The organism is Vibrio sp. TRT 17S01, assembly GCF_050113695.1.
Lineage (GTDB): Bacteria > Pseudomonadota > Gammaproteobacteria > Enterobacterales > Vibrionaceae > Vibrio.
This window is the reverse complement of sequence record NZ_JBNJOG010000015.1, coordinates 22250-36186: the sequence shown is the minus strand read 5'-3', so window position 1 is coordinate 36186 and position 13937 is coordinate 22250. Positions and strand designations below refer to the sequence as shown.

The following is a 13937-nucleotide window of genomic DNA, read 5'->3' as shown; positions in this document are numbered from 1 at the left end:
AACATTAAAAACAATAACTTAAAAAATTAATATCCACGATAATATTGAACCGGGTCGCATTTAACCTTTCAATGCAATCGATTATTTAAATTAGAGATCAGAGTCACTGAAACTAGTAATTCTCTTTAATAGTTAAATTTGTGACACTTTATTTTTCTCAAAAATAAAACCCCAATACCTTACGATATCGGGGTTTTATTATTTTTTATGAACGATATTTAGAAGTTTTTTTATAGCAAAGCGACTAAATCATCTTCAGTACGGATTTCAATACCTAATTCTTGAGCTTTTGCTAACTTTGAGCCGGCATTTTCACCAGCAAATAAGATATCCGTTTTCTTAGAAACGCTACCTGTTACTTTCGCCCCTAAATTTTGTAGGGCAGCTTTGGCATCAGTTCGAGATAGTTTCGATAATGACCCAGTTAAAACCACTGTTTTTCCAGCTAACGGCTGCGGTGCATCATCAGATTGATCTTCAATACAAGGCCAATGGATACCCTGCTCAAGCAAATCATCAATCACACATTGATTACTCTCTTGAGCAAAAAATGCAGTAATATGACTTGCAACTATTTCACCAATATCTTGAACAGTAATTAGCTGCTCATGAGTCGCTGACTTAACGGCATCAAGCGTTTTGAAGTGATGCGCTAAGTTTGCTGCTGTTGCCTCTCCAACTTCACGGATTCCAAGCGAGTATAAAAAACGTGGCAATGTGGTTTCTTTGGCTTTATTTAACGCATTCACGACATTCTGAGCAGACTTTGGTCCCATACGGTCTAGTACCGTAATAACACCAGCAGAGAGTTTGAATAAATCAGCAGGGGTCTCAACCATTTCTCGGTCAACTAACTGCTCAACAACCTTCTCCCCTAATCCATCTACATCCAACGCTTTACGTGATACAAAATGCTTCAGAGCTTCTTTACGTTGAGCTTGGCAAACCAAACCACCTGAGCAGCGAGCAACGGCTTCCCCTTCAACACGCTCAATCAGTGATGAACAAACCGGACATTGAGTCGGAAAAACGATTGATTTTGCAGTCTCTGGACGACGCTCCTTCACGACAGAAACAATCTGCGGGATCACATCACCAGCACGACGGATCACCACACAATCACCGACCATGACACCAAGCCGCTCTATCTCATCGGCATTGTGAAGTGTCGCGTTGCTGACTGTGACACCACCAACAAACACTGGTTCTAGTTTTGCCACAGGAGTAATTGCCCCTGTACGACCAACTTGAAACTCTACATCGTTTAATATGGTTAGCTCTTCTTGAGCCGGGAATTTATAAGCAATAGCCCAACGAGGTGCTCGTGCCACAAAGCCTAATAGCTCCTGATTAGCGATATCATCAACCTTAATAACGACACCATCGATTTCATAAGCTAATTCACTTCGACGTTCTAAGATATTTTGATAATACGCTTTAACGTCATCAAGCGATTCGACACGCTTTGTTTCTGGGCACATAGGCAGTCCCCAGTTTTTCAACTGAAGGAATCGCTCATAATGGCTTGAAGACAAGGTTGCACCTTCTACAACACCAACACTGTACGCGTAGAAACTCAGAGGGCGTGTCGCTGTAATACGCGAGTCTAGCTGACGTAGGCTACCGGCGGCTGCATTACGTGGGTTCACAAAGACTTTCTCACCTTTTTTAAGGGCTTGTTCATTTAAGCGCTCAAAACCCGCGAGTGGCATAAAGACTTCACCACGGACTTCAAGCCTTTCAGGCCAGCCCTTACCTTGGAGTTTCAATGGTATTGCACTAATAGTTCTTACGTTTTCAGTAATATTTTCCCCAGTTGCACCGTCACCACGCGTAGCAGCCTGAACTAATACGCCGTTTTCATATAACAGACTGACGGCTAAACCATCTAACTTTGGCTCACAGCAAAACTGCCCTACAGAGATCCCTGCGAGACGATCTACCATCCGCTTTTGAAAACTATCTAACTCTTCGTCATTAAACGCATTATCCAGTGACAACATTGGGATTTCGTGGGTCACAGAGTCAAACCCATCGAGAGGATTTCCACCCACGCGCTGACTTGGCGAATCAATCGTCACTAGCTCAGGATACTCAGCTTCAATATCCAATAGATCGCGCATTAAACGGTCATATTCGCTATCGGGAATTTCTGGGCTGTCTTCAACATAGTAACGCACTGCGTGGTAGTGCAACGTTTCACGAAGTTGGTGTAGTTTGTTTTGAATTTCTATCGACATGAGTAGCTCTGAAAAATTGATCTATCTAGCTTATTTGGAGGAGTATGAACAGCTGGGCGCTTATCCGCAATAGCCAGCCTCAAATAACAAATAGGCTCCTTTAAAAGGAGCCTATTTTTCGAGTTTGTGATTTAGGCTTTCTGCGCCGCCTTAAATTTTTGAATTTGAGTTCGGTATGCATCAAGACGGTTTGGAGTCATCAGGTTACGGGCATCATCCAAAACATTCGCCCCCATATCATCTGCAATTTGCTGGGCGGTTTTTAGCATTAACTTAAAGTTTTGTTCTGGGTCACCGAAACAAGGCAACGTCATGAAGAAGGAAATGCCTTTGGTTGTAAAATCAGCAGGATCATCATGTTTGAGTGTCCCCGGCTGCATCATATTGGCCACGCTGAATAAGATTTTACCCGTTCCAGACATATCTGCATGACGGTGGAAGATGTCCATTTCACCATAGAGCAAACCATTTTGTTGCATACTATCAAATAGCTTAGTACCGACAAATGCATCTTCACCAGAGCAATGTACATTTAGTACGATAACGTCCATTTGAGGTTCTGGTTCCGGCTCACTCACTTCTTCAGGCTCTGCTGAAGCAGTCTTGCTCACCGCAGGTGTTTCTATTGGCTCAGCAAAGACATCTTCATCACGACTCGCTTCAATCGAAGGGATTTCTTCTTTTTCATCACTGACTGAAACCGACAGTTCTTTCTCTGATGACTCGGCTTCTTCTTGATAATTGTCAGCCAATGGATCCAGAGGATCATGGTTTGCGACAAATTCCGGCTCTTTTCGCTCTTTACGAATGATTTCGAAATCATCTTCTGGTGCGAAACTACGTTCGGGCGCACTGTCTTGCTCACCTTCACTTTCGGAATTTAGCTTTCCGAGTGGTTTATCACCAAACTTGGCTTTTCCTTCTTTTTTGCTTGTCCATAGTCCATGGAATAGCAGTGCTGCAATAGCTAATGCACCAACGATGATGAGTACGAATCGCAATTCCTGCATTTTATGCTCTCAGTTGCTCAAATATGATGTAATGGCAAAACTTCAGCTGTTAATAAGTGAACTTGTTTAGCCGACGATTAAGTTACTTTACCAAAACTAAGTACGTAATTAGAACAACTTAATGTTAGAAGTTCCTAGTATGTTGTGATTTTGAACACGCTTTTTTTCTTGTAAGATAGAAATCAACCCAAATTCACACATAGATTTAGCAATATGAATACATCCGTTTACCGACGTTCGGGGTTTGGTTATTTCTTCCAAGGCATCGAACTCGCTCTTTCACCGGGCATTCGCCGATTTGTTATGATGCCGCTGTTAACTAATATCGTATTGGTTGGTGGGGCGCTCTTTTACCTTTTTTCACACCTAAACGGATGGATTGAGCAACTCATTGGTCAAATCCCTGAGTTTCTGTCTTGGCTCAGTTATGTACTGTGGCCTTTATTGGTATTGACTATTCTTGCGACATTTTCATACTTCTTTAGCACATTGGCTAATTTTATTGCCGCTCCTTTTAATGGGCTACTCGCTGAAAAGGTAGAAATAAAACTAACAGGCCGTTCAATTAATGATGATGGTTTGCTGGATATCCTAAAAGATACACCTCGCATCTTAGGTAGAGAATGGCGCAAACTGGTTTATGTTCTTCCTAAAGCCATAGGGCTCTTTATCTTGTTGTTGATCCCTGCACTAGGTCAGACACTTGGACCATTCTTATGGTTTGCCTTTACCGCATGGATACTTGCGATTCAATACTGTGACTATCCTTTCGATAACCATAAGATCGGCTTTAACGAAATGAGAAACAATTTGAAACAAAAACAAGGGAAAGCTTATTCTTTCGGTGCCTTGGTTTCTATTTTCACCACAATCCCAATTCTCAACCTATTTGTGATGCCAGTTGCCGTATGTGGGGCAACTGCAATGTGGGTAGCAGAATTTAAGCAACACCAGCGCTAACATCGGATGCGGTTAGCTCACAATAAGAGAGGCTAACCGCATTTAGCACTTTCCTCTAATAAGATATAACTTTTTAATCCTTTTCCCTTTTTTTATCAGCTAATATTCTTCTATTCGTATTCACAAAACGTGTAATGAAGGAACATCACTATGAGCAAGATCTACGAAGACAACTCACTTACCATCGGTAATACACCTCTAGTTCGCCTAAATAAAGTAAGCAAGGGCAAAGTTTTAGCCAAAATAGAAGCGCGTAACCCAAGCTTCAGTGTTAAATGCCGTATCGGCGCCAACATGATTTGGGAAGCAGAAAAAGCAGGCACACTAAAAGCTGGTGTTGAACTAGTTGAGCCAACCAGTGGTAATACAGGTATCGCACTTGCATTCGTAGCAGCCGCTCGTGGTTATAAGCTCACACTGACTATGCCAGAATCTATGAGCCTTGAGCGTCGTAAGCTTCTTAAAGCACTAGGTGCAAATCTAGAGTTAACAGAAGCGGCGAAAGGTATGAAAGGTGCAATTGCAAAAGCAGAAGAAATTGTAGCTAGCAACCCTGAGAAATACCTTCTTCTACAACAGTTCAACAACCCTGCTAACCCAGAAATTCACGAAAAGACCACTGGTCCAGAAATTTGGGATGCCACTGATGGCGAAATCGATGTATTCGTCGCAGGTGTTGGTACTGGCGGCACTATCACAGGTACAAGCCGTTATATTAAGGGCGAAAAAGGCAAAAATATTATTTCAGTAGCGGTAGAACCAGCAGAATCACCAGTGATTGCACAAGCGCTTGCTGGCGATGAAATCCAACCTGCACCACACAAGATCCAAGGTATTGGCGCTGGTTTCATCCCTGGCAACCTCGATTTAGAGCTACTTGACCGTGTTGAAGCCGTTACTTCTGAAGAGGCTATCGAGATGGCTCGCCGCCTAATGGAAGAAGAAGGCATTCTAGCTGGTATTTCATCAGGTGCTGCTGTGGTGGCTGCAAACCGAATTGCTGAACTACCTGAATTTGAAGGAAAAACCATTGTCACTGTACTTCCAAGCTCTGGTGAACGTTACCTCAGCACCGCACTATTTGCAGGTATCTTTACTGAAAAAGAGAACCAACAGTAATATGTGGTCAAATCAATTTTTCGTCCAAAAAAGCCCCATTTAGGGGCTTTTTTGTTGATCCCTGCCCCACCTTTGGTAATATCAACACAGTTTTATTTTTCGCTTCAAAATAAAGAAGTGAGAATCAGGATTTTACGCAGCGGCGAAAGACAACATAGATTGAAATCGCAGTTGTAAATTAATAACCTGTATCAGTTATGACACGCGATCAACGTTACTCTGCTAGCAGAAACACGTATTAGCGGTTAAGCTAGTTCTGGTTAAGAATCTGTCAAAATATAAATCAATTGGGGTATATAACATGTACGAGAAGCAAGTAGAAATCACTGCAGAAAACGGTCTTCACACTCGTCCAGCTGCACAGTTCGTAAAAGAAGCTAAAGCATTCGACGCGGACATCACTGTGACTTCTAATGGCAAAAGCGCTAGCGCGAAGAGCCTGTTCAAACTACAAACTCTTGGCCTAGTAAAAGGTACACTAGTTACTATCTCAGCTGAGGGCCCACAAGCTCAACAAGCTGTAGACCACCTAGTTGCTCTAATGGATCAACTACACTAATCCGGTCTCCTATTTCAAAGCCATTTTGTGAAAACAAAATGGCTTTGTTGGAAATAGGTCCAAATTTAAGCTAAAAATTATCGTTAGCGCATCCATTTAATCTCCCGTTTTAAAGTTGACCAATTTAAGGTAAGGCTATGATTTCAGGCATCCTAGCATCTCCTGGTATTGCTATTGGTAAAGCACTACTACTTCAAGAAGATGAAATTGTCCTAAACACAAACACTATCTCAGACGATCAAGTTGAAGCTGAAGTTGCGCGTTTCTTTGAAGCTCGTGACAAATCTTCAGCTCAATTGGAAACTGTCAAGCAGAAAGCACTAGAGACCTTTGGCGAAGAAAAAGAAGCCATCTTCGAAGGTCACATCATGCTTCTTGAAGATGAAGAGCTAGAGGAAGAAATCCTAGCACTGATCAAAAAAGACAAGATGCACGCTGATAACGCGATTTACACTGTTATCGAAGAACAAGCATCTGCTCTAGAGTCTCTAGACGACGAATACCTAAAGGAACGTGCAACAGATATCCGCGATATCGGTACACGTTTTGTTAAAAATGCACTAGGCATCAATATCGTTTCTCTAAGCGATATCGACGAAGAAGTAATCCTAGTGGCTTACGACCTAACGCCATCTGAAACTGCACAAATCAACCTAGACTACGTTCTTGGTTTTGCTTGTGACATCGGCGGTCGTACATCTCACACTTCAATCATGGCTCGTTCACTTGAACTTCCTGCTATCGTTGGTACTAACGACATCACTAAGCAAGTGAAGAACGGCGACATGCTGATTCTTGATGCGATGAACAACAAGATCGTTATCAACCCATCTGAAGCAGAGCTAGAAGAAGCGCAAGCAGTAAAAGCGGCATTCGTTGCTGAGAAAGAAGAACTGGCTAAGCTTAAAGACCTACACGCAGAAACTTTAGACGGTCACCGCGTTGAAGTTTGCGGTAACATCGGTACTGTTAAAGATTGCGACGGCATCATCCGTAACGGTGGTGAAGGCGTTGGTCTGTACCGTACTGAATTCCTATTCATGGACCGTGATGCACTTCCTACTGAAGAAGAACAGTACCAAGCGTACAAAGAAGTTGCTGAAGCAATGAATGGCGAGTCAGTAATCATCCGTACTATGGACATCGGTGGTGATAAAGATCTTCCTTACATGGATCTTCCACAAGAGATGAACCCATTCCTAGGCTGGCGCGCAGTACGTATCAGCTTAGACCGTCGTGAAATCCTTCGTGATCAGCTACGCGGCATCCTACGTGCATCGGCACACGGTAAGCTTCGCATCATGTTCCCAATGATCATCTCTGTTGAAGAAATCCGTGAGCTTAAGAAAGCAATCGAAGAGTACAAAGCAGAGCTACGTGCAGAAGGCCTAGCATTCGACGAAAACATCGAAATCGGTGTTATGGTTGAAACACCAGCAGCTGCAGCTATCGCACATCACCTAGCGAAAGAAGTTGCTTTCTTCTCTATCGGTACTAACGATTTAACTCAGTACACACTAGCAGTTGACCGTGGTAACGAAATGATTTCTCACCTATACAACCCACTATCACCAGCGGTACTAACAGTGATCAAGCAAGTTATCGATGCTTCTCACGCTGAAGGTAAGTGGACTGGTATGTGTGGTGAGCTAGCGGGCGATGAGCGCGCAACACTTCTACTTCTGGGTATGGGTCTAGATGAGTTCTCAATGAGCGGCATCTCTATTCCTAAAGTGAAGAAAGTGATTCGTAACTCTAACTTCGCTGAAGTAAAAGCGATGGCTGAAGAAGCACTATCACTACCAACAGCCGCTGAAATTGAAGCAGTTGTTGAAAAGTTCATTGCAGCAAAAACACAATAATCTGCGAAGACCAGTCCATATAGACGGCTAAAAGTAGTCGTCTATTGCTTTGGATTGGTATACTATATTTCGAAAGAATAAAACTAAACGTTAGGAGCATGACACAATGGGTCTGTTTGACAAACTTAAGAAGCTAGTATCTGACGATAGCGCTGATGCAGGTGCAATCGAGATTATCGCACCTCTATCTGGTGAAATCGTAAACATTGAAGATGTGCCAGATGTAGTTTTCGCAGAGAAAATCGTTGGCGACGGTATTGCAATTAAACCAGCGGGCGACAAAATGGTTGCTCCTGTAAACGGTACTATCGGTAAGATCTTCGAAACTAACCACGCTTTCTCTATCGAGTCTGACGATGGTGTTGAGCTATTCGTTCACTTCGGTATCGATACTGTTGAACTGAAAGGCGAAGGCTTCAAGCGTATCGCTGAAGAAGGCCAAACTGTTAAAGCTGGCGACACAATCATTGAATTCGATCTAGCTCTTCTAGAAGAGAAAGCGAAATCAACACTGACTCCAGTTGTTATCTCTAACATGGACGAAATCAAAGAGCTGAACAAGCTTTCTGGTTCTGTAACTGTTGGCGAAACTCCAGTTCTACGTGTAACTAAGTAATCTTTACTCAGTTAAACGTAAAAAAACGCAGCCATTGGCTGCGTTTTTTATTGTCTATTTGTTAGTGATTGTTATTTTAGACCAAGCGCATATTTTAATACCTGCTCTTTCATAGGTCCTGAGTTTTCCGCAATTTTTAGTGCGGCATTGCGCAAAACTTTCAACGGAGCAATATCATTGCTAAAGCCTTTATAAAACAAATCCATTCCTGTCTGCATGAGTAAGTTATCTGGTTTTCTCATCATTTCATAACGTTTAGCCAGTGATTGGCTCAATGCGTCTTGTCCTTCAGCAACAGAAAGCAGTGCAGATACATCTTTAAAACCTAAATTAACTCCCTGCCCTGCCAATGGATTAATGGTATGAGCAGAATCTCCAACAAGAATGCAATTGTTCTTCTGGTAAGTCTGGGCATGTCGTCGAGTTAATGGAAAAGATCCGAATTGCAGAACCTCAATATCACCAAGTTCCGCTGGAAAATGATGTAAAACTTCACTTCTTAACTGTTCTGAGCTCATCCCACACAATTGTTTGATGCGTTTTGGCGAGTCATACCAAACTAATGATGCTTGATTACCACACAAAGGTAAAAATGAGCGAGGCCCTGAAGGTGTGAACTGCTGCCACGTGATATCTTGCTGAGGTAGCGCTGTTTTCACATTGATTAACATGCAATGCTGACGATAATCCCACGCGGTCACGCCAATACCAGCGACTTGACGTACTTTCGAGTTTGCTCCATCAGCCCCAACGATCCAAAGTGCTTCAAACTGTTCACCAGAACTCAAGGTTACTTTGGCAATGTCATCAAAGTGTATTGTTGCCAAAGAGTCTGAACAATACACTTTCAAATTACTATAGCGTTCAAACTGTTGCCACAAGCCAAGTTGAATAATACGGTTTTCGACAATATAACCTAACTGATCCAGCCCTAAAGCTTCTGAATCGAACCGGGTCCGACATTCCGGATGCTCCCAAGTTTCCAATCGACGATATGGGCAAGTACGCATCGCTTCAATCGCATTCCATGCCCCTAGTTCCTGTAACAAAGCAACCGAATTATGCGAGATCGCCGATACGCGAATATCCATAGCCTGCTCGGCTGAAAAAGGTTCTGGCGTATTTCCTTCAACAAGAACGACACTGCGCCCTTGTTTCGCAAACCCCAAAGCAACTGCCGCCCCAACCATGCCACCACCGATAACCGCAATATCAAATCTGGTCATAATATGTTCTTCATTCAATTGAATTTTAACTTGCTTTTGATTGTACGATTTCATAACCAAAATGTAACCAAAAACCTTAACATGAACGAGGTCAAAGCCCTTGTACTGTAAAGGCTAGAACAGATTTTATGAGATCACTGGTCAGTTGGTTTTTAAAGCAGTACAATACGCCGCTTACCGCCGAGAGGGCGGCTAAAATATAGTCATCGCCAATATTATTTGTGCGAAACAATTAAGAACACACTGGGCGATTTGCTCCCTTAATTTAAACTAACGATCGAGCGAACAACATGAGTAAAAAACTGCTAATTAAAACCTGGGGCTGCCAGATGAACGAATATGATTCATCAAAAATGGCGGATCTACTGAATGCAGCTAATGGCTACGAGCTAACAGAAGAACCAGATGAAGCAGATGTATTACTTCTTAATACCTGTTCTATTCGCGAAAAAGCACAGGAAAAAGTATTCCACCAGCTAGGTCGTTGGAAAACATTAAAAGACAAGAAACCAGGCGTCGTGATTGGCGTTGGTGGTTGTGTAGCAACACAAGAAGGTGATCACATCCGTGAACGTGCACCTTTTGTTGACGTTATTTTTGGCCCACAAACGCTGCATCGTCTTCCAGAGATGATCAAGCAATCTCAAACAAATGAAGCGCCAGTGATGGACATCTCTTTCCCAGAGATTGAGAAGTTTGACCGTCTTCCTGAGCCACGAGCTGAAGGTGCAACCGCATTCGTTTCAATTATGGAAGGCTGTTCAAAGTACTGTACTTACTGCGTGGTACCATACACTCGTGGTGAAGAAGTAAGTCGCCCTATGGATGACGTGCTATTTGAAATTGCTCAGCTTGCAGAGCAAGGTGTACGTGAAGTAAACCTACTAGGTCAAAACGTGAATGCTTACCGCGGCCCGACTCATGACGGTGAAATCTGTAGTTTTGCCGAACTGCTTCGTTTAGTCGCGTCTATCGATGGTATTGATCGCATTCGCTTTACAACTAGCCACCCGCTCGAGTTTACCGACGATATTATCGCGGTTTACGAAGATACTCCTGAGCTTGTTAGTTTCCTTCACTTACCCGTGCAGAGCGGTAGTGACCGTATTTTAACGATGATGAAGCGCCCGCATACGGCTATCGAATACAAGTCTATTATTCGTAAACTACGTAAAGCGCGTCCTGACATTCAGATAAGCTCAGACTTTATTGTTGGTTTCCCAGGTGAAACAGATAAAGACTTCCAAGACACAATGAAGCTTATCAAAGACGTAGACTTTGATATGAGTTTCAGCTTTATCTTCTCACCTCGCCCAGGCACACCAGCTGCGGATTACCCATGTGATGTGCCAGAGCAAGAGAAAAAAGAACGCCTATACGAACTGCAACAAACCGTGAATACTCAAGCAATGCGTTACTCACGCCTCATGCTTGACACAGAGCAACGCGTTTTAGTTGAAGGGCCATCGAAGAAGAACTTAATGGAGCTTCGAGCTCGTACAGAAAACAACCGCGTGGTTAACTTTGAAGGCAGTGCAGACCTTATTGGCCAGTTTGTCGATGTTAAAATCACCGATGTCTTTGCTAACTCTCTTCGCGGTGAATTAGTTCGTACAGAAAAAGACATGGATCTTCGCTCAATCATTTCTCCAATGCAGATGATGGCGAAGACAAAACGAGAAGATGAGCTGGGTGTGGCGACTTTTACACCATAAGCTTGAAAATACCTGTCTAAGCAACCATCTTAGAATAAAGGGTATATATATCATTGGAAGCCCGGTCTGAATCGGGCTTCCACAAATGAGAGGCAACTTTGAGCAATAAAATTGTTACTCTAGAAATCAATCTAGAACCTTCAGACAACCGCCGCTTGGCCAGCCTTTGCGGCCCATTCGATGACAATATCAAACACTTAGAACGTCGACTCGGCGTTGAAATCAACTATCGCAGTAACTTCTTTACTATTGTTGGTAAACCGCATACGTCTGCTGCAGCACTTGAGATCATCAAGACACTTTACGTCAATACCGCCCCTGTTCGTGGCAATATTCCAGATATAGAGCCTGAAGAGATCCATCTCGCCATCAAAGAAACAGGTGTATTAGAGCAAAGTACAGAATCAAATATTGAACACGGTAAAGAAGTATTCGTTAAAACGAAGAAAGGCGTGATCAAACCGCGTACACCTAATCAGGCTCAGTACTTGGTTAATATGGTCACCCACGACATTTCTTTTGGTATTGGGCCTGCTGGTACAGGTAAAACCTACCTTGCTGTTGCCGCTGCCGTCGATGCACTAGAACGCCAAGAAATCCGCCGTATTCTTCTAACGCGCCCTGCAGTTGAAGCGGGTGAAAAATTAGGCTTCCTACCTGGTGATCTAAGCCAGAAAGTCGACCCATATCTGCGCCCACTATACGACGCGTTATTTGAGATGCTCGGTTTTGAACGAGTTGAAAAACTCATTGAGCGTAACGTCATCGAGGTAGCCCCTCTGGCTTATATGCGTGGCCGTACGCTGAACGATGCTTTTATCATTCTCGATGAAAGTCAGAATACGACGGTTGAGCAAATGAAAATGTTCTTAACACGTATTGGCTTTAATTCACGTGCCGTGATCACTGGTGACGTTACACAAATCGATTTACCACGTGGTGCGAAATCTGGTCTTCGTCATGCGATAGAAGTTCTCAGTGAAGTTGATGAGATCAGCTTTAACTTCTTCCAAGCTGATGATGTGGTGCGCCACCCTGTCGTTGCACGCATCGTAAACGCTTATGAAAAGTGGGAAGCACAAGATCAAAAAGAGCGCAAAGAATATGAGAAACGCCGACGCGAAGAACGTGAAGCTAAATTGCTCGAAGCAGAGAAAGTAGAAGCGAATAAGGAATAATCATGTCGATTGAACTTGATCTTCAACTCGCAGTCGAACAGGAACAAGGGCTTCCTACAGAGCAAGACGTCCAGCATTGGTTGACACAAACGATTACACAATTTCAGCCACAAGCTGAAGTAACTGTGCGTATAGTGGATGAACAAGAGAGTCATCAACTTAATCTAGATTACCGTGGCAAAGACAAACCAACCAATGTACTTTCTTTTCCGTTTGAAGCCCCTCCGGGTATGGAGTTAGATTTACTAGGCGATTTAATAATCTGTCGTCAAGTGGTTGAAAGAGAAGCCAAAGAACAAGATAAGCCAGTATTAGCCCACTGGGCGCATATGGTTGTACATGGCAGTCTGCATCTGCTAGGTTATGATCATATCGAGGACGATGAAGCTGAAGAAATGGAGTCCCTCGAAACTGAAATCATGCAAGGTATGGGGTTTAAAGACCCATATTTCGCTGAGAAACAGTAGCTCTCCTCCGTTTTGCATTATATCGAGAGCTACTACGTGTGCTATCACACTTCTGATAGCGTTACATAATTGAGAAGCAATGAACGAAGAAAATTCGCAAAACTCTGAAGGTCCGAGTAGAAAGTCCTTCTTTGAACGCCTAGGTCAACTATTTCAAGGCGAACCTAAAGATCGCCAAGAGCTTGTGGATGTGATCCGAGACTCTGAAGTAAACGACCTAATTGACCATGACACCCGCGATATGTTGGAAGGGGTTATGGAAATCTCCGAAATGCGAGTTCGCGATATCATGATCCCACGCTCGCAAATGGTCACCGCAGAAAGAACAGATGATCTCGATGCACTTGTTGCACTTATCACCGATGCTCAGCACTCTCGCTACCCGGTAATAAGTGAAGATAAAGACCATGTGGAAGGCATTCTACTAGCGAAGGACTTACTTAAATACCTAGGTTCAGGCAGTGCTCCATTTGATATCGAACAAGTCATCCGCCCAGCTGTAGTGGTTCCTGAGAGTAAAAGGGTTGACCGTTTGCTCAAAGAGTTCCGAGAAGAACGCTACCATATGGCGATTGTGGTTGATGAGTTTGGTGGTGTTTCAGGCTTAGTCACCATCGAAGACATTCTCGAGGAAATCGTTGGTGAAATCGAAGATGAATTTGATGAAGATGAAGATGCTGATATTCGTAAGCTAAGTAAGCATACGTATGCCGTGAAAGCACTAACAACCATTGAAGAGTTTAACGAAACCTTTAGTACTTCATTCAGCAATGAAGAAGTCGACACAGTTGGCGGCATGGTAATGACCGCGTTTGGGCATCTGCCTTCTCGTGGTGAAGTGGTAGAAATAGAAAACTACAGCTTCAAGGTTGCCTCAGCTGATAACCGACGCGTACTTCAATTGCAAGTGACTATCCCCGATGAGGAGCCTCTTCCACAAACAGCTGAAGAGTAACCCCTATCTAGGGACATAATAAAAATAATG

Annotated in this window: 12 protein-coding genes; 9 read left to right on the top strand and 3 right to left on the bottom strand. The window is 43.2% G+C overall.

Going from position 1 to position 13937, the window contains the following annotated elements; translation table 11 throughout:
- Window positions 1-230 precede the first annotated feature (230 nt).
- The gene (gene ligA / locus ACQEXS_RS18495) at window positions 231-2240 is read right to left on the bottom strand and encodes an NAD-dependent DNA ligase LigA (protein WP_427014796.1); all 2010 of its coding nucleotides are present in this window, start codon (window positions 2238-2240) and stop codon (window positions 231-233) included.
- 131 nt (window positions 2241-2371) lie between these two features.
- The gene (zipA, locus tag ACQEXS_RS18490; RefSeq protein ID WP_427014795.1) at window positions 2372-3250 is read right to left on the bottom strand and encodes a cell division protein ZipA; all 879 of its coding nucleotides are present in this window, start codon (window positions 3248-3250) and stop codon (window positions 2372-2374) included.
- A 213-nt stretch (window positions 3251-3463) separates the two neighbouring features.
- Here zipA and cysZ point away from each other — a divergent pair, with 213 nt between their 5' ends.
- The 5 genes from cysZ to crr all read left to right on the top strand — a co-directional run bounded on the left by cysZ (window position 3464) and on the right by crr (window position 8366).
- Complete coding sequence (gene cysZ, locus ACQEXS_RS18485) at window positions 3464-4210, top strand: sulfate transporter CysZ (RefSeq protein WP_427011717.1); 747 nt, start codon at window positions 3464-3466, stop codon at window positions 4208-4210.
- 150 nt (window positions 4211-4360) lie between these two features.
- A complete protein-coding gene (cysK, locus tag ACQEXS_RS18480; RefSeq protein WP_427014794.1) occupies window positions 4361-5329 on the top strand; it encodes a cysteine synthase A in 969 nt (322 codons plus the stop codon).
- Window positions 5330-5630: 301 nt separating this feature from the next.
- Window positions 5631-5888, top strand: a complete 258-nt coding sequence (locus ACQEXS_RS18475; protein WP_005436894.1) for an HPr family phosphocarrier protein — start codon at window positions 5631-5633, stop codon at window positions 5886-5888.
- 137 nt (window positions 5889-6025) lie between these two features.
- Complete coding sequence (ptsI, locus tag ACQEXS_RS18470) at window positions 6026-7750, top strand: phosphoenolpyruvate-protein phosphotransferase PtsI (protein WP_427014793.1); 1725 nt, start codon at window positions 6026-6028, stop codon at window positions 7748-7750.
- A 106-nt stretch (window positions 7751-7856) separates the two neighbouring features.
- Window positions 7857-8366 (top strand): PTS glucose transporter subunit IIA, encoded by a 510-nt coding sequence (gene crr / locus ACQEXS_RS18465; RefSeq protein WP_334555155.1) that lies wholly within the window; start codon window positions 7857-7859, stop codon window positions 8364-8366.
- Between the two features lie 71 nt (window positions 8367-8437).
- Here the strand turns inward: crr and ACQEXS_RS18460 are convergent, their stop codons facing one another.
- On the bottom strand, window positions 8438-9592 hold the full coding sequence (locus ACQEXS_RS18460; RefSeq protein WP_427014792.1) for a 2-octaprenyl-3-methyl-6-methoxy-1,4-benzoquinol hydroxylase: 1155 nt from the start codon (window positions 9590-9592) through the stop codon (window positions 8438-8440).
- A 290-nt stretch (window positions 9593-9882) separates the two neighbouring features.
- On the opposite strand from ACQEXS_RS18460, the gene miaB reads away from it, so the two are divergent.
- The 4 genes from miaB (at window position 9883) to corC (ending at window position 13907) form a co-directional block, all read left to right on the top strand.
- A complete protein-coding gene (gene miaB, locus ACQEXS_RS18455) occupies window positions 9883-11307 on the top strand; it encodes a tRNA (N6-isopentenyl adenosine(37)-C2)-methylthiotransferase MiaB (RefSeq protein ID WP_367988406.1) in 1425 nt (474 codons plus the stop codon).
- 98 nt (window positions 11308-11405) lie between these two features.
- Complete coding sequence (locus ACQEXS_RS18450) at window positions 11406-12485, top strand: PhoH family protein (RefSeq protein ID WP_427014791.1); 1080 nt, start codon at window positions 11406-11408, stop codon at window positions 12483-12485.
- Between the two features lie 2 nt (window positions 12486-12487).
- Window positions 12488-12952, top strand: coding sequence for an rRNA maturation RNase YbeY (gene ybeY / locus ACQEXS_RS18445; RefSeq protein ID WP_427014790.1), 465 nt, complete (start codon window positions 12488-12490; stop codon window positions 12950-12952).
- Window positions 12953-13031: 79 nt separating this feature from the next.
- Window positions 13032-13907, top strand: a complete 876-nt coding sequence (gene corC, locus ACQEXS_RS18440; protein ID WP_367988403.1) for a CNNM family magnesium/cobalt transport protein CorC — start codon at window positions 13032-13034, stop codon at window positions 13905-13907.
- The last annotated feature ends 30 nt before the right edge of the window (window positions 13908-13937 follow it).